Below are 18,414 nucleotides of genomic sequence, written 5' to 3' on the forward strand. Positions count from 1 at the left end.
GGCGGGGGAGGACGGGCGGCCGCCCGGTACGATGAGGGCGGCCTGAGGGCGGCGGGACGCGGTTCCGCCGCTGACATCGACAAAGGAGCCGATCCATGACGACGACCGATGCCGTCCCTCCCTCCATGCCCGCCGTCGCGGTGGACGACCGTCCGCGCTGGACCCCGCTGAAGATCGTCGTGTGGGCGGCGGTCGCCCTGCTCGGCGGCGTCGCGTGGACGATGCTCGCCATCGTGCGCGGCGAGACGGTGAATGCGATCTGGTTCGTGTTCGCGGCCGTCTGCACCTACCTCGTGTTCTACCGGTTCTACTCGAAGTACATCGAGCGCAAGATCGTCCGCCCCGACGACCGGCGCGCGACCCCCGCGGAGTACCGGGCCGACGGCAAGGACTATGTGCCGACGGACCGCGTCGTGCTCTTCGGGCACCACTTCGCGGCCATCGCCGGCGCCGGTCCGCTCGTCGGGCCCGTGCTCGCGGCGCAGATGGGCTACCTGCCCGGCACGATCTGGATCATCGTCGGCGTCGTGCTGGCGGGGGCCGTGCAGGACTACCTCGTGATGTTCTTCTCCATGCGGCGCGGCGGGCGCTCGCTCGGCCAGATGGCGAAGGACGAGCTCGGGCGCTTCGGGGGAGCGGCCGCGATCCTGGCCACCCTCCTCATCATGATCATCATCACGGCGATCCTCGCGCTCATCGTCGTCAACGCCCTCGCCGAGAGCCCGTGGGGCGTGTTCTCGGTCGCGATGACCATCCCGATCGCGCTCTTCATGGGCGCCTACCTGCGCTGGATCCGGCCCGGCCGCGTCCTCGAGGTGTCGATCATCGGCTTCGTGCTCCTCCTGGCCGCGATCATCGGCGGCGGGGCGATCGCGGACACCGGCTGGGGCCAGGCGGTGTTCCAGCTCGACCGCGTGACGGTCGCGTGGGCGATCATCGTCTACGGGTTCGTCGCCGCGGTCCTGCCGGTGTGGATGCTCCTCGCGCCGCGCGACTACCTGTCCACGTTCATGAAGATTGGCGTCATCGCCGCGCTCGCCGTCGCGATCGTCTTCGTCCGCCCCGAGATCGAGGTGCCGGCCTTCAGCGAGTTCGCGGGCGGCGAGACGGGCCCGGTGTGGAGTGGCCCGCTCTTCCCGTTCCTCTTCGTCACGATCGCGTGCGGGGCGCTCTCCGGGTTCCACGCGCTCATCTCCTCGGGGACCACGCCCAAGATGATCGAGAAGGAGAGGCAGACCCGCTTCATCGGCTACGGCGGCATGCTCATGGAGTCGTTCGTCGCGATCATGGCGCTCGTGGCCGCCGTGTCGATCGACAGGGGCATCTACTTCGCGATGAACTCCTCCGCCGCGAACACGCTGGGCACGGTCGAGGGCGCCGTCGCCTGGGTGAACGGGCTCGGTCTCGCGGGCGTCCACCTCACGCCGGACGCGCTCACGACGATGGCCGAGCTCGTCGGCGAGGAGTCGATCGTCTCGCGCACGGGCGGTGCGCCCACCCTCGCGGTCGGGCTCGCCCTCATCATGGGGCAGTGGATCGGCGGAGCGGGGATGATGTCGTTCTGGTACCACTTCGCCATCATGTTCGAGGCGCTCTTCATCCTCACCGCCGTCGACGCCGGCACCCGCGTCGCCCGCTTCATGCTGCAGGACTCGATCGGGAACATCGTGCCGCGGTTCCGCGACACCTCGTGGCGGGCGGGGGCCTGGATCTGCACGGCGATCATGGTGGCCGGATGGGGCGCCGTCCTGATCATGGGCGTGACGGACCCGCTCGGCGGCATCAACACCCTGTATCCGCTCTTCGGGATCGCGAACCAGCTGCTGGCCGCGATCGCGCTCGCGATCGTGCTCACCATCGTCGCCCGGCGCCGCACGTTCGGCGCGCTCTGGGTCGTCGCGCTGCCGCTCGTGTTCGTCACGGTGGTCACCACCGTCGCGTCGCTGTACAAGATCTTCTCCACCGTGCCGGCCGTCGGCTACTGGGCCCAGCACATCGCGTTCCGCGACGCGCTGGCCGCCGGGGAGACGTCTTTCGGGACGGCGCCGACGACGGAGGCGATGGAGGCCGTCGTCCGCAACACCGCGGTGCAGGGCACGCTGTCGGTCCTCTTCCTCGTGCTCACCCTCATCGTGCTGGCCGCCGCGGTCGTCCGGGTGGTGCAGGCGTTCCGGTCGTCGGAGGTCATCGACCACGAGGACGCCGCCGTGCCGTCGCGACGCTTCGCGCCCGCGGGACTGCTCCCCTCGAAGGCGGAGCGGGAGCTGCAGAAGCGGTGGGACGCCCTGCCCGAGGACGAGAAGCCGGCGCGGGGGCACTGATGTCGGTCGTCGTCCGCCTTCTCGGGCCCCTGGTCGTGGCCGGAGGCGTCGTCCGGAGCTTCCTCTACGGGATGACGGGGCAATCGCGCTACGCGGCGTACGTCGCCCACGAGCGGGCCGCGCATCCCGACCGCGAGCCCCTGGACGAGCGGGAGTTCTGGCGCAGCGTGTACCGGGAGCAGGAGCGGGACCCCGGCTCGCGGTGCTGCTGACCCCGCCTGTGCCCGGGGGCCGGGGGCCGACCCCCTGCAGGGCGACCCTTGGCGGGGCGCCGTCCGCGGTGTTCAATGGTCTTCGAAGAAGGCGACCGTCGTGTGAGCCCCGGACGGGAGGCCCCGATCGGGGCGAGCGCGACGGCGCCGGCCCATGCAGGCGTGGATCTCCCGCGAGGACTGGAGGGGGGTGGCGCGGGCCATCGATCCGCTGCCCCGAGAGCCGAGAGCATATCGGGCGACATGGGAGGACCCCGGATGTCACAGGCGATGCCGCCCGTCTTGAGGCCCCGCGATCCGCAGCAGCGGGCCGCGCTCGAGTTCGCCGAGCGCTTCCGCTTGAGAGCCCGCGGTCGCCTGGACGGCGTGCGGATCACGGGCATCACGCTGCCGACCCTCGACGTCCGATCGGGCGATGTGTTCGTGGGCATCCCCGGTGCGCGGCGCCACGGTGCTGAGCTCGCCGCCGAGGCGCGCGAGAGGGGCGCCGTCGCGCTGGTGACGGACGCTGCGGGCGCCGAGATCGCCGAGGGCTCCGGGCTGCCGCTCCTCGTCGTCGAGGAACCGCGTGCCCGGCTCGCCGAGATGTCCTCCTGGGTGTACGGCAACGACCTGGCCATGCCGGTCATGCTGGGGGTGACGGGAACGAACGGCAAGACCTCGACCGTGCACCTGCAGCACGCGCTGCTGCGGCAGCTGGGCATCCGCGCCGGGATGTCCTCGTCCGCCCGCCGCCACATCGACGACGAGGTGCACACCGCCCGCCTGACCACGCCGGAGTCGAGCGAGCTGCACGCGCTGCTCGCCCGGATGCGCGAGAGCGGGGTCGAGGTGATGGCGCACGAGGTGAGCGCGCAGGGCATCGTGCGTCACCGCGTCGACGGCATCGTCTTCGACGTCACGGGCTTCACGAACCTGCAGCACGACCACATGGACGACTTCGTCGACATGGACGACTACCTCGCGAGCAAGCTGCCGCTGTTCACGTCGGCGCGCTCGCGGCGCGCCGTCGTCTCGCTCGACACGACGGCGGCTCGGACCGTGCTGACGCACGCCGACATCCCCGTGGTGACCGTGAGCACCCCGGAGATCAGCGAGGACGCCGCGCTCGCGGACACGGCACAATGGCAGGCCCGGATGCCCTCCGAGGCCATCAACGCCTCGCAGCTGGAGCTGGTCGGCCCGCCCGGCTCCGGCCGGCGCCTCGTGACGAGGATCCCGGCGACGGGGCCCCACATGGTCGCCAACGCCGCCATGGCGATCGTGATGATCGCGGAGGCCGGGATCCCGTGGGAGCGCATCGTCGCGGTGCTGGAGCGCGACGGAGGCATCCGGACGGCGTTGCCCGGCCGTACGGAGCTGGTGACGACCGGGCGCGGCCCCCAGGTGTACCTGGACTTCGGGCACACGCCGGCCGGCTTCGAGATGACCGCGAAGGCCGTGCGGCGGTCGACGCCGGGCAGGCTGCTCATCCTGTTCGGCGCGGACGGGTCGCGCGACGCCGGCAAGCGCCCCGCGATGGGACTCGCCGCCGCCCGCCACAGCGACATCGCGATCGTCACGGACCATCACCCGCGCTGGGAGGACGCGGCGGAGATCCGACGCGGGCTCATGGAGGGGGCGCGCCAGGAGCCTCCCGCGGGAGGGCTGTACGAGATCACCCCTCCGGAGGATGCGATCGCGAAGTCCGTCTCGCTCGTCGGCGACGGCGACGCCATCCTGTGGTTCGGGCCGGGGCACCAGGACTTCCGGGAGATCCGGGGAGTGCGCACGCCGTACGATCCGCGCGGCCTGTTCCTCGCCGCGTTGGAAGAGGCGGGTTGGGCGGCGTCCCCCGCGGAGTAGCGGCATCGCGACCGCGATCGACCGGACGGCTGCGGAATCGTCCGCGGCGCCGCCCCGTGCGGAGCGGCGCCGTGCCGGCGCGTGCGGCCCGTCAGCCGGGGCGGGTCATCGAGAGCAGGTCGAGCTTCTCGTCGAGCTGCTCCTCGGTGATCTCCCCGCGCTCGACGTAGCCGAGGTCGATGACCGCCTCGCGGACGGTCACGCCCCTCGCGACGGCGTGCTTGGCGATCTTCGCCGCGGCCTCGTAGCCGATGAGCTTGTTGAGCGGCGTCACGATCGACGGCGACTTGCCCGCGAGCTCCGCGGCGCGTTCGACGTTCGCCTTCAGACCCGAGACGGCCTTGTCGGCGAGGACCCGCGAGGCGTTGGACAGGAGACGGATCGACTCGAGCAGGGCGGTGCCGATGACCGGGATCGCGACGTTCAGCTCGAAGCTGCCCGACGCTCCGGCCCAGGCGATCGTCGCGTCGTTGCCGATGACGCGGGCGGCGACCTGGAGCACGGCCTCGGGGATGACGGGGTTCACCTTCCCGGGCATGATCGACGAGCCCGGCTGCAGGTCGGGGATGTGGATCTCGGCCAGTCCCGTGTTCGGGCCGGACCCCATCCAGCGCAGGTCGTTGTTGATCTTGGTGAGCGACACCGCGATCGTGCGCAGGGCGCCGGAGGCCTCGACGAGCCCGTCCCGGTTGGCCTGGGCCTCGAAGTGGTCCAGCGCCTCCGTGATCGGCAGGCCGGTCTCCTCCGCGAGCAGCGCGATGACCTTCTGCGGGAAGCCGAGCGGGGTGTTGATGCCCGTCCCCACGGCGGTCCCTCCCAGCGGGACCTCGGCGACGCGGGGGAGCGCGGCCTCGACGCGCTCGATGCCGAGGCGGATCTGGCGCGCATAGCCGCCGAACTCCTGGCCGAGCGTCACGGGCGTGGCGTCCATGAGGTGCGTGCGGCCCGACTTCACGACCGACTTCCAGGCCTCCGCCTTCTCCTCGAACGCCTTCGCGAGGTGATCGAGCGCGGGCACCAGGTCGACGATGAGCGCCTCGGTCACCGCCACGTGCACCGACGTCGGGAAGACGTCGTTGGACGACTGCGACGCGTTGACGTGGTCGTTGGGGTGGACGGGAGCGCCGAGCCTCTCGGTCGCGAGGGTGGAGAGGACCTCGTTGACGTTCATGTTCGACGAGGTGCCGGAGCCGGTCTGGTAGGTGTCGATCGGGAACTGGTCGTCGAACCGCCCCGACACGACGTCGTCGGCGGCCGCGGCGATCGCGTCGGCGACCGCGCCGTCCAGCGTCCCGAGCTCCTTGTTGGCGAGCGCCGCCGCCTTCTTGACGCGGGCGAGCGCGGCGATCTGGCGCGGCTCGAGACCCTTGCCGGAGATGGGGAAGTTCTCCACCGCGCGCTGGGTCTGCGCGCGGTACAGCGCCGTCGCGGGGACGCGCACCTCTCCCATCGTGTCGTGCTCGATGCGGTACTCGATCTCGGTCACTTCCTCGTTCCCTCCGTGTGTGAGACGGCCGCGTCGGACGCGGTGCCCAGGATGACGTCGGGCACGGCCGTGCCCTCCGACAGACGGTAGTTGGCTCCGACGATCCCCAGCCGGCCCTCGGCGACGGCGCTCGAGATGAGCTCGGACGACTGCAGGATGGCCGTGATCGTCTCGCGCAGGTGCAGGCGGCCGACGAGCTCGGCGTCGACCGTCTCGGGCGTCGCGCCGTGGCCGTCGCGCAGGGCGGCCCTCACGGACGGGACGATGGGCGAGATCTGCCGCCAGATGTGCGGCGGCAGGATGGGCGCGTCCTGCCGGGTGCTGTCGATGGCGGCGCGCACGGCGCCGCAGGCGTCGTGGCCGAGCACGACGAGCAGGGGGACGCGGAGCACCTCGACGGCGTATTCGAGCGAGCCGATGATCGACTCGCCGGGGACCTGGCCGGCATTGCGCACGGCGAAGAGGTCGCCGAGCCCGAGGTCGAAGATGATCTCGGCCGACAGGCGCGAGTCGGAGCAGCCGAACAGCGCGGCGATCGGCGTCTGCGCGACCGCGATGTCGTGGCGCCGCTGCACGTCCTGATGCGGGTGCTGCGGCGTCCCGGCGACGAAGCGCGCGTTGCCCTCCTGCATCTGTGCCCAGGCCTGCGCCGGGGTGATGGTCTCGCTCACTCTGATGTCCCTTCCGATGCGTCCGCGTCCAGCGCCCGCAGCTGATCCGAGACGAGCGACGCCGCGTCCGCCGCCAGCTCCGGCGTCGTTGAGCCGTACACGAGCACGTGGTCCGCTCCGGCCTGGGTGCCCAATGCGTACGAGATGTTGGCGTTCGCCGCCGGGTCCGAGAACTCGTAGACGTCCCAGACGATGCCGTCGATCGTGACGGAGCCGGTCGGCGCCGCACCGCCGAGGGACCGGGCCGCCCATGTCCCGTCCGCGTCGAACGCCTGCGAGAGGACGATGAAGCCGGCGTCCTCCGGCGCATAGGTGATCTTCCAGCTCTCGGGTGCGCCCGCCTCGATCCGGGCGTCGTTGACACGCCAGCTCTCCGGCGCATCCGGGACCACGACGTCCCGGCCGATGGACTCCTCGGCGTTCGCCGCGACGCCCGCCACGTCGATCTCGGGTCGTTCGGGGGTCTCGCCGCGCGGAACGCCCCAGACGATGACGACGACCACCACGAGCGAGACGAAGAGCGCCGTGAGGAGGTTGCGGAACGTCTGGCTGCCCCGGTAGTTCCGCGAGCTCTCGGCCTTGCGCGCCGCGGCCTCCTCGGGCGTCTCCGGCCGGCCGAGGTGGGCGACGACGCGGGGCTCGTGCGCCATCAGACGTCGCCCTCGGCGGGCCCCGCGGCCTCGCGGGCCGCGTCGAGACGGCGCTTGGCGCCGAGCAGCCACTGTTCGCAGCGTGCGGCGAGAGCCTCCCCGCGTTCCCACAGCGCGAGGGAGTCCTCGAGGGTGGGGGCGCCCTGCTCGAGCTCCGAGACGACGCGGACGAGCTCGTCTCGCGCCTGCTCGAACGACAGGGAGGCGATGTCGGCGGGGGGAGCCTGTTCGGTCATATCCGTTCCATCCTACGAGGCGGCCGGCACGGCGCCCTCGTCGAGGGGGCCGTCCGACGTCGTCGCGACCGCACCGTGCTCGAGCGCGAGGACGATCCGCGTCCCCGCCGGAGCGTGCCCCGGATCGCGCAGCACTCCGCCGTCCTCCGTCTGGGCGATCGCGTAGCCGCGCGCGAGGGTCGCGTACGGCGAGAGCGCCCTGAGCGAGGCGCGCAGCTCGGCGGCGCGGCGTGCACCGGCGTCGACGGGCCGAGCGGCGAGGTCGCGACCGCGCGAGACGAGGAGGAACAGATCCTGCTCGCGCGACTCGACGAGGCGCTCGGGGGAGCGCAGCACGGGGCGCGAACGCAGGTTCTCGAGCTGGACGACGTCGTGCTGGACCCGCTGCTGGAGGCGTGTCGTGAGCCGGGATCGCAGCTGCTGCACGAGCGCGCGCTGCTCTCCGACGTCGGGCACGACGCGCTTGGCGGCATCCGTCGGCGTCGAGGCGCGCAGATCGGCGACGTCGTCGAGCAGCGGATGGTCGTTCTCATGCCCGATGGCGCTCACGACAGGGGTCGAGGCCGCCGCGACGGCGCGGACGAGCCGTTCGTCGCTGAAGCCCAGCAGGGTCTGCGGGTCGCCGCCGCCGCGCGCGATGACGATGACGTCGATCTCGGGGTCCGCGTCGAGCGCGGCGAGCGCCTGGAGGATCTCGGGCACGCTGCGGTCGCCCTGGACGGCGGCATGGACGCGGCGGATGCGCACCTGCGGCCATCGCAGCTCCGCGTTGCGCAGGACATCCTTCTCGGCGTCGGAGCGCTCGCCCGTGATGAGGCCGATGCCGTGGGGCAGGAAGGGGAGTCGCTTCTTCCGCGCCGGGTCGAAGAGCCCCTCGGACCTGAGTCGCCGGCGCAGGCGCTCGAGGCGCTCCAGCTGCTCGCCGAGCCCGACATGGCGCATGGCGGACACCTGGAAGGAGAGGTCTCCGCCGCGGGGGTAGTAGTCCGCCTTCACGCAGGCGACGACATGGTCGCCGACCTTGAGGTCGTCGGGGACGCGCGCGCGGACGCTCGACCACAGGCGCACGGAGATCTGCGCGTCCGAGCCCAGATCCTTCAGACGCCCGAAGACGGCGCCGCCCCGCACGTTCCACGACGTGATCTCGCCCTCGACCCAGATCGACCCCCACCGCTCGATGAAGCCCTTGATCGTCTGGTTGAGACGGGCGATCGAGGTCGGGGCCTCCGCGGTCGAGTCGCGGGGAGGGACGGCATCGGCCGGCGGCGACTCGCCCGCCGCGGTCTCCGGCTGGAAGGACGTCATGGTCTCCTTCGCGTGAGCGGGCTCTTCTCGGGCGGGGCACCCTGCCCGTCCCCAGGGGGCGCACGTAGGATCGAGGCATGAGCTCGACCGCCATCCACCTGCCCGTGCCGCGCGTGCCGGGCCGGAGCGTGCGCCTTCAGGATAACCCGGTCACCGGACGCAAGCGCGTGCTGCTGGCGGCCCCCCGCGGGTACTGCGCCGGGGTGGACCGCGCCGTGATCACGGTGGAGAAGGCGCTCGGCCGCTACGGCGCCCCCGTCTACGTGCGCAAGCAGATCGTGCACAACATCCACGTCGTGCGCGAGCTCGAGGCCAAGGGCGCCGTCTTCGTCGACGAGGTCGACGAGGTGCCCGAGGGCGCGCACGTCGTCTTCAGCGCCCACGGGGTCTCGCCGGCCGTCGTGAACGCCGCCTCCGACCGGGGGCTCCGGGCGATCGACGCCACCTGCCCGCTCGTGACGAAGGTCCATCGCGAGGCCGTGCGGTTCGCCCGCGACGACTACCAGATCCTCCTCGTCGGCCATGAGGGCCACGAAGAGGTCGAGGGCACGGCGGGCGAGGCCCCGGACAACGTCACGATCGTGAACTCGCCGGACGAGGCGGACACGGTCGAGGTCGACGATCCGTCGAAGCTCGTGTGGCTCTCGCAGACCACGCTGTCGGTCGACGAGACCATGGAGACCGTCGACCGGCTGCGCGCGCGCTTCCCCGAGCTGCACGACCCGCCGTCGGACGACATCTGCTACGCGACGCAGAACCGTCAGGTCGCCATCAAGAAGGTCGCCACGGGAGCGGATCTCGTGATCGTCGTCGGATCGGCGAACTCGTCGAACAGCGTGCGTCTCGTCGAGGTCGCGCTCCAGTACGGCGCGAAGGCCGCCTACCGCGTCGACTACGCGCACGAGGTCCGCCAGGAGTGGCTCGACGACGTCGAGACCGTGGGGGTGACGAGCGGAGCGTCCGTGCCGGAGGTGCTCGTGCAGGAGGTGCTGGAGGCGCTCTCGGGAGCGGGCTACCGCGACGTCGAAGAGGTGCGGACGGCGGAGGAGGACCTCATGTTCTCCTTGCCGAAGGAGCTGCGTCAGGACGCCTCCGGACGGCGCGACGAGCGCGCCGTCGGCGGGCGGGGCCGTTCGTGAGCGACCGCACCGACGACGCCCGTCCGCTGCCGAGGTACGGCCAGTACGCGTCGCCCGAGGAGCAGCGGGAGCGGATGGGCGTGCCCGAGCGGCAGGACGCCCAGCCCCCCGTGGCGCCGACCGCGTCCCCCGGCCCCGCCGAGACCGCCCCGCTCGTCGCGGGACCGTCGCGGGGGCGGCTGTTCGACAGGGCGGCGACCGTCGCCCTGCTCGTCTACGGCCTCTTCAACGTCGTCCAGTCGATCCCGATCCTCCTGGACGCGACGCGGATGCTGCAGCTGATGGGCGTCGACGTCGAGCTGAGCGATCCCGCCGCCTCCCGCGCCTGGGGCGTCGCGGCGGTCGTCCTGCTCGCCCTGGGCTGGGTCGCGACCGCGCTGCTCGCGTGGCGGTCGCTGCGTCGGGGGAGGCTGTCGTTCTGGGTGCCCGTCGTCGGCGGAATCGTCTTCAACCTGCTCGCGAGCGTCGTCGTCGTGATCCCGCTCCTGGGCGACCCGGCCGTCGTCGAGGGGATCCTGCAGCTGCAGGACTCGCTCGGCTCCTGAGCCGGAACGACGGATGCCCGGTGCCGAGCGGCACCGGGCATCCGTCGTTCCGGACGGGCGCTGTCAGCTCTGCGACGTCCCGAACGAGCCGAGCTGCTTGGTCGACTCCACGACCCGCGCCGCCATCGCCGTCTCGGCGACCTTGCCCCACGCGCGCGGGTCGTACTGCTTCTTGTTGCCGACCTCGCCGTCGATCTTCAGCACGCCGTCGTAGTTCGACAGCATGTAGCCGGCGACGGCACGCGTGAAGGCGTACTGGGTGTCGGTGTCGATGTTCATCTTGACGACGCCGTTCGCGACGGCCAGCGCGATCTCGTCGTCGGAGGAGCCGCTGCCGCCGTGGAAGACGAGGTCGAGGGGCTTCTCGCCCGTGCCGAACGCCGCCGCGATGCCCTTCTGGATCTCGCCGAGCAGCTCGGGGCGGAGCTTCACGCCGCCGGGCTTGTAGACGCCGTGGACGTTGCCGAAGGTGAGGGCGGCGATGTAGCGGCCCTGCTCCCCGAGCCCGAGCGCCTCGACGGCCTTCGTCACGTCCGCGACCGTCGTGTAGAGCGCCTCGTTCGATCCCTCGTGCTGGACGCCGTCCTCCTCGCCGCCGACGACGCCGACCTCGATCTCGAGGATGGCGTTGATGTTCTTCATGCGGGGCAGGAGGGACGAGGCGATCTCGATGTTCTCGTCGAGCGGCACGGCCGAGCCGTCCCACATGTGGGAGTTGAAGATGGGGTCGCCACCGGCCTTCACGCGCTCCTCGGAGGCCTCGAGCAGCGGCAGGACGAACCCGGGGAGGGCGTCCTTCGGGCAGTGGTCGGTGTGCACGCCGACCGTCACGGGATAGTTCTTGGCGACCTCGTGGACGTACCGCGCCATGGCGAGGGCGCCGGTCGCGCGGCCCTTGACGGTGTGGCCGGCGAAATAGTCCGCGCCTCCCGTGGTGACCTGGAGGATGCCGTCCGAGCCGGCCTCCGTGAGGCCCTGGAGCACGGCGTTGATCGTCTGCGAGCTCGAGACGTTGAACGCGGGGTAGGCGAAGCCGCCCGCCTTCGCGCGGTCGAACATCTCTGCATACTGATCGGGGGTGGCGACGGGCATTGCGGTGCTCCTTCGAATGGCGACGTGGGTGCAGTCTCAGCCTACCCGCGGCCGGATCCCACACGACCCCGCCCGTATTCCCGGGGGTTTCTCGCGAGCCGGAAAGAAACGTCGTTCCTTCGGCATCCATGCGAGGAAGGAAGCCGTGTCCTCGACGGTATGGGGCTAGCCTCGGACCATGACCCTCGAAACGCATGAGATCGCCCGCGCCGACGACCTGATCCCGCTCCACCCGGATCGCAACATCGCGCTCGAGCTGGTGCGGGCGACGGAGGCCGCCGCCATCCGCTCGGTGCCGTTCATCGGCCGCGGCGCGAAGGAGGAGGCGGACGGCGCCGCCGTCGACGCGATGCGCGCCTTCCTCGCGACGGTCGAGTTCGACGGCGTCATCGTCATCGGCGAGGGGGAGAAGGACAACGCGCCCATGCTCTTCAACGGGGAGCACGTCGGCACCGGCCGCGGTCGCGGGTACGACATCGCCGTGGACCCCATCGACGGCACGTCGCTGACGGCCGCCGGCCGCAACAACGCGCTGTCGGTGATCGCGCTGTCCGACCGCGGCACGATGCTCGACGCGTCGAGCGTGTTCTACATGGACAAGCTCGTGACCGGTCCGGCGGGCGTCGGCGTCGTCGACATCCGCCTCCCGATCGGCGAGAACATCCGCCTGCTGGCCAAGGCCCTCGACAAGCCCGTCGAGGAGATGGTGATCTCCGTGCTCAACCGTCCGCGGCACGACCGGCTCGTCGAGGAGATCCGCGCGGCCGGCGCCGGGACTCGCCTCATGAGCGACGGCGACGTCGCGGGCGGCATCAACGCGGCACGCCACGGCGCGCGCACGGACATGTGCGTGGGCGTCGGAGGCAGCCCGGAGGGGATCGTCACGGCCTGCGCGATCAAGGCGCTCGGCGGCCACATCCAGGGCCGTCTCTGGCCGCGCGACGACGACGAGGCCCAGCGCGGCATCGACGAGGGACTCAAGATGGACCACGTGTACGAGGCCGACGACCTCGTCGCGGGCAGCAACACGATCTTCGTCGCCACCGGCGTGACCGACGGCGCGCTCGTCGACGGCGTGCGCCGCAAGGACGGATTCGTCTACACCGAGAGCGTCGTGCTGCGCGGCCACTCGGGGACCCTCCGCCGGATCTCCTCGGAGCACCTCGAGTCGAAGTGGCTCTGACCGCGTCCGGAGACGCGAGGGAGAGCGACGAGTCGCCGGCCCGCGGGCGGGCGACGCCCTCTTCGTGACGTGTCCGTGACCGCCGCGCCCGGTTCATCGGGGACAATGGAGTACGGCGCGGATCGACGAACGAGACGCCGGAGAGAAGAGGCGGAGCGAGAATATGGCCGTTCAGCACACCGCGCACCCGAAGACGGGGGCGCACGCCGTCGTGGCCTCGGCGAAGGATCCGGCGCGTCGTCCCGACGTGCTCTTCCGCGTGCGTCGCGCACCCGACCACGAGGTCAGCGCGTGGTGGCACATCGGAGCGTTCGTCGTCACCTCCGCGGCCGTCGTCGCCCTCCTCAGCTTCATCCCCGGCTGAACGGACGCCGCCGCGCGGTCGTGATCAGTCGTCCAGACGGGCTCTGACGTCGTCGAGGGACGCGTCGTGCGCGGAGTCCTCCGGTCTCCCGAGGGCGTCGTCCGCGTCGAGAGCCGTGAGCAGCTCGGGCGCCGCCAGGCGCCGTGTCGCCTGCTCGACCGGACCGGGCGCGTCGACGGCGTCGAGCTTCGTGGCGTCGATGCCCGGGAACCGCCGCGCGGTGACGAGGACGCGCGACTCGAGAGACCCGGCGAACTGGTTGTACGCGTCGACCGTGCGGTCGATCGCGCGTCGCAGCGAGTCGGCGTGCTTCGCGAGCATCCCGAGCCGGTCGTAGAGCTGGTTGCCCAGGTCGAACAGGGCTCGGGCCTCGGCGGACACCTCCTGCTGCGTCCACGTGTACGCGACCGTCTTCAGCACGGCCCACAGGTTGACGGGGGAGGCGAGGGCGACCCGGCGGCCGAACGCGTAGTCGAGCAGCGACGGATCGTGCTCGAGCGCCGTGCTCAGCACGGACTCGCTGGGGATGAAGCAGACGACGAACTCGGGGCTCGCGTCGAGACCCGCCCAGTAGGCCTTCCCGGCGAGCGCGTCGATGTGCGCACGCACGGCCTTGACGTGCCTCTGGAGGAGCGCCGTCCGTTGTGCGCCGTCCTGGCCGTCCGCCGTGTCGGAGATCGCCATGGCGTCGAGGAACGCGCCGAGCGGGGCCTTCGCGTCGACCGCGATCGCCTTGCCCCCGGGCAGGCGCACGATCATGTCGGGACGACCCGCGCCGCTGTCCGACGTGATCGACGCCTGCGTGTCGAAGTCGACGTGGTGCAGGAGGCCCGCGGCCTCCACGACGCGGCGCAGCTGCGTCTCGCCCCAGACGCCGCGGGCGGTGTTCGACCGCAGCGCGCCGGCGAGCGACTCGGTCGTCGCGCGCAGGGCCTCGTCGGCCTGCTGCGACCGCCGCAGCTGCTCGGAGATGGAGCCGAACTGCGACTGCCGCTCGCGTTCGAGCTCGTCCACCCGCTGCTGCATGCGATGGAGGGTCTCGCGCACGGGGGACAGCGCCTGCAGCACGGCGCTCTCGCGACGCGCCCGTTCCTCGGCGGCCTCCCGCTCGCTCCTCGCGTGCTCGACCGCATCGCGGCGAAGATCCTCCTGCCGTTCGACGCTCTCGCGGAGCGCGGCGATCTCCGCCTCCTGCGCGGCGAGGCGGGCGACGTTCGCGCTGTCGCGGCTCGAGGCGCCGCGTGCGCCGATCAGCCAGCCGATCACGGCGCCGACGCCGAGCGCGATGAGCGCGATGAGCGTGGTCAGGGTGTCCATGGCACCAGTCTGCGGGCTGCCTGCGACATTCGAGGCGGACGCCTCAGACCGAGGCCTCGACCGGGTCGATCGCGCCCATCCTCACGCCCACGGCCGCGGCGAGCGCGTCGACGTCGTCCGCACCCGATCTGCGGGCGGCGTCGATGACGATGTGCGCGCACGCGAGGGCGTCCGCTCCGGCATCGTGATGCGCGAAGTCTGAGAACCCCGCCGCCGCGGCGGCGGCCGGAAGCCGGTAGGAGGGCAGCCGATAGGTCTTGCGGGCCACCTGCAGGCTGCAGAGATAGCGCCACGGCGGGCAGGGCACGCCGGACGCGGCGGCGGAGCGGCGCAGGACGCCCATGTCGAAGACGGCGCTGTGCGCCACGAGCGGATCCGACCCGACGAAGGAGGCGAGCGCGTCGAACTGCTCGGCCCATCCCGGCGCGGCGGCGACGTCGTCCTCGTAGATCCCGTGGATCGTGGAGTTGAACGCGAAGAACTCGTCGAACCCGGCGGGCGGGCGGATGAGCCACGCCGCGGTGTCGACGACCTCGCCGTCGCGGACCCTCGCGAGCCCGACCTGGCAGGCGGACTCCGGTCGGGAGTTGGCCGTCTCGAAGTCGATCGCGGTGAAATCGAGAGGCACGCGACCAGTCTCCCGCACCTTCGCTGAGAGTTCCTCGCGCCTCGCTCCTGTGAGCTCACCCGATGAAGTTGCACAGAGATGTGTAAGTTATTAATGTCGTCGGGGTGAACGCGACGAACCAGACGCCCCGGCCCCGGCGACGCGATGCGCGTGCCAACCGCGAGGCCATCCTCGTGGCCGCCGCGCGGGTGCTGCGGCGCGATCCGGAGGCGGCCGTCGACGCGGTCGCCGCAGAGGCGGGGCTCAGCCGTCGAGCCGTCTACGGGCACTTCTCCTCGCGGGAGGAGCTCCTCTCGGAGCTCATCGGACGGGGCACGGCGCAGATCGCCGCCGCCCTCTCCGATGTGCACGACGACGACCCGGCCGCCCACGTGGCGCGCATCGGCGACGTGCTGTGGGGGCAGATCTCCCACGTCCGGCTCGTGGCGCAGGTGGTCGTGCGCGGGCCGCTCGAAGGCGCCGTCGCCCGCGGGCTGGAGCCCATCCGGGCGTCGCTGCGGGACGCCGTGGCGCGCGGTGCGGCCGCGGGCGTCTTCCGCGACGACGTCGATCACGGCATCGTCGCCCGCCTCATCGAGGAGTCGGCGCTCGCGGTGCTCGACGAGGTCGTGCGGAGGCGGATGGCCGACGAGGACGCCCGGCGCCTCGTCGTCGTCACGGCGCTCGGGGTCGCCGGGCTCTCCTGGCGCGACGCGAGCGCCGTGGCGGATGCCGTGTCCGGCGCGCCGGGCGGGGCGGAGTGAGGCTCTCGGCGCGGGGCGTCTCGAAGGGACGGGTGCTGCCGGAGACGACGGTGCACGCGCGCAGCGGCGCCGTCACGGTCGTCCCCGTCGAGGGAGGCCGGCGACCGACCGTCCTGGGCCTCGTCCTCAGCGGCCGGATGACCCCGGACACGGGTGAGGTGACGCGCGACGGCGAGCCGGACGCGCGGGCGCTGCGGAGGTCGGTGGCGCTCGTCGACGCGCCCGATGTCAGCGCGCCGGCCGACGATCTCGCCCTTCCCGTCGTCCTCCGCGAGGAGCTGATGTTCGCAGGGGTGCGCGGCACGCGCGGCGCGGTGAGGCGCATGCTCGCCGACGAGGGGCTCGTCGGCCACCGTTCCACGCCGATGGGCGAGCTGCCCGCCGACGTGAGGGTGCGGGTGCTCGCCGAGACGGCGGTGCGGCGCGAGGGCGTCGAGGCCCTCGTCATCGTCTCACCCGACCGGCACGGCGGCGACCCTCGGGACTGGTACGCCGTCGCCCGGGACGGGGCCGATCGCGGCCTGGCGGTCGTGGTGCTCGCCGGGGGTGCGGCGGTCGAGGCTCTGGGCGCCCTCGTGCCCGACGGCCTCGACGGTCACGGCCAGGTGCACGAGGACGTTCGACCCCCCGCGCCCGTCGCGGCGGATCCGACCCCGCCGCTCCCGACGGCTCCTCCCGTGTCGATCGCCCGCGTCGGAGAGAGAAGCGGGGGCCGCGACGCGGCGGAGGCCGGAGCGGCATACGAGACATCGGCGGACGACGCCGAGGAGACAGAGAGATAGATGGCCTTCCTCACACTCGCGCGCACGGAGCTGAAGCGGCTCGTCGCGACGCCCATGGCGAGGCTCGCCCTCGTCGCGCTCATGCTCGTGCCGGTGCTCTACGCGGGCCTCTACCTGTGGGGGAACGACGATCCCTACGGGAATCTCGACGAGGTCCCCGTCGCGCTCGTCGTGCAGGACGAGGGCGCGACGCAGAACGGCGAGGACGTCGACTACGGCGACCAGGTCCGCGACGAGCTCGTCGCGGACGGCTCGCTCGACTGGACCGTGACGAGCCAGGAGGAGGCCGAGGACGGCATCCGGTCGGGGGAGTACGACTTCATCGTGACGTTCGGCCCCGACTTCTCCCGCGCGCTCACCTCCGTGGCGGGCGACGACCCCGAGCGGGCGGTCGTCGAGCTCACCACGAACGACTCCAACAGCTATCTCGCGGGGACGATCGCGGACCAGGTCACCGAGAAGGTGCGCGCGAGCCTCACGCAGGAGGTCGGAGAGGAGGCCGCGCGCACCCTGCTCGACGGACTCGCCACCGTGCGCGCCGGACTCGTCGACGCCGCGGACGGGGCGGCGACGCTCGCGGACGGCACGGCATCGGCCAGGGACGGTGCCGACGCCCTGGCCGAGGGGTCGGCGTCCGCGGCGGACGGGGCGTCGGATCTCGCGGAGGGCCTGACGACCCTGCGCGACGCCACGGCCGGCCTCCCCTCTCAGACGGCCCGGCTGAACGACGGGGCGCAGCAGGTTGCCGACGGCAACGCGCAGCTCTCCGGCACGGTCCAGCCGGTCGCCCAGCAGATCGCCGACGCCGTCGCGAACCTGCCGACGGAGGACGAGGTCCGCGCCCGCCTCGAGGGCACGGGGCTCGACGAGACCCAGATCCAGGCGGTGCTCGACATCGTCTCGCCCGTGCGCACCGATCTCGAGAGCGCGAACGACCAGGTGCAGACGGCTGCCGGCAGCATCCAGCAGCTCGCGGACGGCAGCGCGCAGGTCGCGGCGGGCACGCAGCAGCTCGCCGACGGGATGCCGGCGCTCGCCGACGGCGTGTCCGGCGCGCAGTCGGGTGCGACCGAGCTCTCGGACGGCGTCCAGCAGCTCGCCGAGGGGAGCGCGACCCTCGACGACGGACTGGGCGACATCGACGACGGCGCGGTGCAGCTGCGCGACGGGCTCCAGGACGCGGTGGGCCGGATCCCCGACCAGTCCGAGGACGAGAGGGAGACCGCGGCCCGGATGATCGCGGACCCCGTGCAGGTCTCGTCCGACGCCATCACCGAGGCGTCCTCGTACGGAGCCGGCATGGCCCCGTTCTTCATCAGCCTCGCGGCGTGGATCGGCATCTACGCCCTGTTCCTCATCGTCAAGCCGTACTCGAAGCGCGCCGTGACGGCGCTGCGGCGCCCGTTGCCGATCACGCTCGCCGCATGGGCGGCCCCCGCCGCGCTCGGAGTCCTCCAGATGGTCGTCGTGTTCGGCGTCGTCGCCCTCGGCCTGGGATACTCGGTCGCGCATCCGTGGGGCATGCTCGGCTTCATGGCGCTGACGTCCGCGACGTTCGCGGCCGTCATCCTGACGCTCAACGTGATGCTGGGGAGCGTCGGGCAGTTCCTCGGCCTCGTGCTCATGGTCCTGCAGCTCGTGACGGCCGGCGGGACGTTCCCGTATCAGACGCTGCCGACGCCGCTGCGGGCGCTGCACGAGGCCCTCCCCATGAGCCATGCCGTCGAAGGCATCCGGCAGGTGATGTACGGCGGCGATCTGGCGCGGGCGTGGGCGGACGCGGGCTTCCTCGGGCTCTGGCTCGCGGCGGCTCTGCTCGTGGCGTACCTCGTCACCTTCCGGATGACGCGCAGCCGCACGCTGCGCGATCTGAGGCCCTCGCTCATCGGCTGAGA

Annotated in this window: 18 protein-coding genes; 10 read left to right on the forward strand and 8 right to left on the reverse strand. The window is 72.1% G+C overall.

Annotated features, from left to right (window positions below; translation table 11 throughout):
• Positions 1-95: 95 nt before the first annotated feature.
• The 3 genes from N8K70_RS06845 to N8K70_RS06855 all read left to right on the forward strand — a co-directional run bounded on the left by N8K70_RS06845 (position 96) and on the right by N8K70_RS06855 (position 4,378).
• On the forward strand, positions 96-2,321 hold the full coding sequence (locus N8K70_RS06845; RefSeq protein ID WP_317140850.1) for a carbon starvation CstA family protein: 2,226 nt from the start codon (positions 96-98) through the stop codon (positions 2,319-2,321).
• Complete coding sequence (locus N8K70_RS06850) at positions 2,321-2,533, forward strand: YbdD/YjiX family protein (protein ID WP_317140851.1); 213 nt, start codon at positions 2,321-2,323, stop codon at positions 2,531-2,533. The genes N8K70_RS06845 and N8K70_RS06850 overlap by 1 nt, the downstream gene beginning before the upstream one ends.
• Before the next feature lie 258 nt (positions 2,534-2,791).
• Entirely contained in the window at positions 2,792-4,378 is a 1,587-nt protein-coding gene (locus tag N8K70_RS06855) for a Mur ligase family protein (RefSeq protein WP_317140852.1), read from the forward strand.
• 91 nt (positions 4,379-4,469) lie between these two features.
• Here N8K70_RS06855 and N8K70_RS06860 read toward each other — a convergent pair whose 3' ends face one another.
• From N8K70_RS06860 to xseA, 5 genes are read right to left on the reverse strand one after another with little or no spacing between them, the layout of a single operon-like run.
• On the reverse strand, positions 4,470-5,864 hold the full coding sequence (locus tag N8K70_RS06860) for a class II fumarate hydratase (protein WP_317140853.1): 1,395 nt from the start codon (positions 5,862-5,864) through the stop codon (positions 4,470-4,472).
• A complete protein-coding gene (locus N8K70_RS06865) occupies positions 5,861-6,535 on the reverse strand; it encodes a carbonic anhydrase (RefSeq protein ID WP_317140854.1) in 675 nt (224 codons plus the stop codon). The genes N8K70_RS06860 and N8K70_RS06865 overlap by 4 nt, the downstream gene beginning before the upstream one ends.
• Positions 6,532-7,185: a DUF4245 family protein gene (locus N8K70_RS06870; protein WP_317140855.1), complete on the reverse strand. Its 654-nt coding sequence runs from the start codon at positions 7,183-7,185 to the stop codon at positions 6,532-6,534. Before N8K70_RS06870 ends, N8K70_RS06865 begins: the two co-directional genes overlap by 4 nt.
• Positions 7,185-7,421 (reverse strand): exodeoxyribonuclease VII small subunit, encoded by a 237-nt coding sequence (locus N8K70_RS06875; RefSeq protein WP_317140856.1) that lies wholly within the window; start codon positions 7,419-7,421, stop codon positions 7,185-7,187. Before N8K70_RS06875 ends, N8K70_RS06870 begins: the two co-directional genes overlap by 1 nt.
• A gap of 12 nt (positions 7,422-7,433) precedes the next feature.
• Entirely contained in the window at positions 7,434-8,726 is a 1,293-nt protein-coding gene (xseA, locus tag N8K70_RS06880; protein WP_317140857.1) for an exodeoxyribonuclease VII large subunit, read from the reverse strand.
• A gap of 77 nt (positions 8,727-8,803) precedes the next feature.
• Between xseA and N8K70_RS06885 the strand changes: the two genes are divergently transcribed.
• Both N8K70_RS06885 and N8K70_RS06890 read left to right on the forward strand, forming a co-directional pair.
• The gene (locus N8K70_RS06885) at positions 8,804-9,865 is read left to right on the forward strand and encodes a 4-hydroxy-3-methylbut-2-enyl diphosphate reductase (RefSeq protein ID WP_317140858.1); all 1,062 of its coding nucleotides are present in this window, start codon (positions 8,804-8,806) and stop codon (positions 9,863-9,865) included.
• Positions 9,862-10,410, forward strand: coding sequence for a DUF6264 family protein (locus N8K70_RS06890; protein ID WP_317140859.1), 549 nt, complete (start codon positions 9,862-9,864; stop codon positions 10,408-10,410). Before N8K70_RS06885 ends, N8K70_RS06890 begins: the two co-directional genes overlap by 4 nt.
• A 63-nt stretch (positions 10,411-10,473) precedes the next feature.
• Here N8K70_RS06890 and fbaA read toward each other — a convergent pair whose 3' ends face one another.
• Complete coding sequence (gene fbaA / locus N8K70_RS06895) at positions 10,474-11,502, reverse strand: class II fructose-bisphosphate aldolase (RefSeq protein ID WP_317140860.1); 1,029 nt, start codon at positions 11,500-11,502, stop codon at positions 10,474-10,476.
• 178 nt (positions 11,503-11,680) lie between these two features.
• On the opposite strand from fbaA, the gene glpX reads away from it, so the two are divergent.
• Both glpX and N8K70_RS06905 read left to right on the forward strand, forming a co-directional pair.
• Positions 11,681-12,685 (forward strand): class II fructose-bisphosphatase, encoded by a 1,005-nt coding sequence (gene glpX / locus N8K70_RS06900; RefSeq protein WP_317140861.1) that lies wholly within the window; start codon positions 11,681-11,683, stop codon positions 12,683-12,685.
• Between the two features lie 163 nt (positions 12,686-12,848).
• The gene (locus N8K70_RS06905; RefSeq protein WP_317140862.1) at positions 12,849-13,049 is read left to right on the forward strand and encodes a UDP-N-acetylmuramyl pentapeptide phosphotransferase; all 201 of its coding nucleotides are present in this window, start codon (positions 12,849-12,851) and stop codon (positions 13,047-13,049) included.
• A gap of 24 nt (positions 13,050-13,073) precedes the next feature.
• On the opposite strand, the gene rmuC is transcribed toward N8K70_RS06905, so the two are convergent.
• Together rmuC and N8K70_RS06915 are read right to left on the reverse strand one after the other, a co-directional pair.
• Positions 13,074-14,366, reverse strand: coding sequence for a DNA recombination protein RmuC (gene rmuC / locus N8K70_RS06910; RefSeq protein ID WP_317140863.1), 1,293 nt, complete (start codon positions 14,364-14,366; stop codon positions 13,074-13,076).
• Positions 14,367-14,409: 43 nt separating this feature from the next.
• Complete coding sequence (locus tag N8K70_RS06915; RefSeq protein ID WP_317140864.1) at positions 14,410-14,994, reverse strand: 3'-5' exonuclease; 585 nt, start codon at positions 14,992-14,994, stop codon at positions 14,410-14,412.
• A gap of 104 nt (positions 14,995-15,098) precedes the next feature.
• Between N8K70_RS06915 and N8K70_RS06920 the strand changes: the two genes are divergently transcribed.
• The 3 genes from N8K70_RS06920 to N8K70_RS06930 are packed head-to-tail and all read left to right on the forward strand — an operon-like array spanning position 15,099 to position 18,412.
• Positions 15,099-15,737, forward strand: a complete 639-nt coding sequence (locus tag N8K70_RS06920) for a TetR/AcrR family transcriptional regulator (RefSeq protein WP_317140865.1) — start codon at positions 15,099-15,101, stop codon at positions 15,735-15,737.
• Positions 15,734-16,519, forward strand: a complete 786-nt coding sequence (locus N8K70_RS06925) for a hypothetical protein (RefSeq protein WP_317140866.1) — start codon at positions 15,734-15,736, stop codon at positions 16,517-16,519. The genes N8K70_RS06920 and N8K70_RS06925 overlap by 4 nt, the downstream gene beginning before the upstream one ends.
• Positions 16,520-18,412: a YhgE/Pip domain-containing protein gene (locus tag N8K70_RS06930; RefSeq protein ID WP_317140867.1), complete on the forward strand. Its 1,893-nt coding sequence runs from the start codon at positions 16,520-16,522 to the stop codon at positions 18,410-18,412. It abuts the gene before it with no gap.
• The last annotated feature ends 2 nt before the right edge of the window (positions 18,413-18,414 follow it).

Source organism: Microbacterium sp. AB (assembly GCF_032878875.1).
GTDB classification, from domain to species: Bacteria; Actinomycetota; Actinomycetes; order Actinomycetales; family Microbacteriaceae; genus Microbacterium; species Microbacterium betulae.

Excerpts from the sequence above, each read along its gene's own strand:
- xseA (WP_317140857.1), bottom strand. The coding sequence starts at position 8,726 with ATGACGTCCTTCCAGCCGGAGACCGCGGCGGGCGAGTCGCCGCCGGCC.
- N8K70_RS06845 (WP_317140850.1), top strand. The coding sequence starts at position 96 with ATGACGACGACCGATGCCGTCCCTCCCTCCATGCCCGCCGTCGCGGTG.
- N8K70_RS06870 (WP_317140855.1), bottom strand. The coding sequence starts at position 7,185 with ATGGCGCACGAGCCCCGCGTCGTCGCCCACCTCGGCCGGCCGGAGACG.
- N8K70_RS06930 (WP_317140867.1), top strand. The coding sequence starts at position 16,520 with ATGGCCTTCCTCACACTCGCGCGCACGGAGCTGAAGCGGCTCGTCGCG.
- N8K70_RS06885 (WP_317140858.1), top strand. The coding sequence starts at position 8,804 with ATGAGCTCGACCGCCATCCACCTGCCCGTGCCGCGCGTGCCGGGCCGG.
- fbaA (WP_317140860.1), bottom strand. The coding sequence starts at position 11,502 with ATGCCCGTCGCCACCCCCGATCAGTATGCAGAGATGTTCGACCGCGCG.
- N8K70_RS06850 (WP_317140851.1), top strand. The coding sequence starts at position 2,321 with ATGTCGGTCGTCGTCCGCCTTCTCGGGCCCCTGGTCGTGGCCGGAGGC.
- N8K70_RS06905 (WP_317140862.1), top strand. The coding sequence starts at position 12,849 with ATGGCCGTTCAGCACACCGCGCACCCGAAGACGGGGGCGCACGCCGTC.
- N8K70_RS06875 (WP_317140856.1), bottom strand. The coding sequence starts at position 7,421 with ATGACCGAACAGGCTCCCCCCGCCGACATCGCCTCCCTGTCGTTCGAG.
- rmuC (WP_317140863.1), bottom strand. The coding sequence starts at position 14,366 with ATGGACACCCTGACCACGCTCATCGCGCTCATCGCGCTCGGCGTCGGC.
- N8K70_RS06855 (WP_317140852.1), top strand. The coding sequence starts at position 2,792 with ATGTCACAGGCGATGCCGCCCGTCTTGAGGCCCCGCGATCCGCAGCAG.
- glpX (WP_317140861.1), top strand. The coding sequence starts at position 11,681 with ATGACCCTCGAAACGCATGAGATCGCCCGCGCCGACGACCTGATCCCG.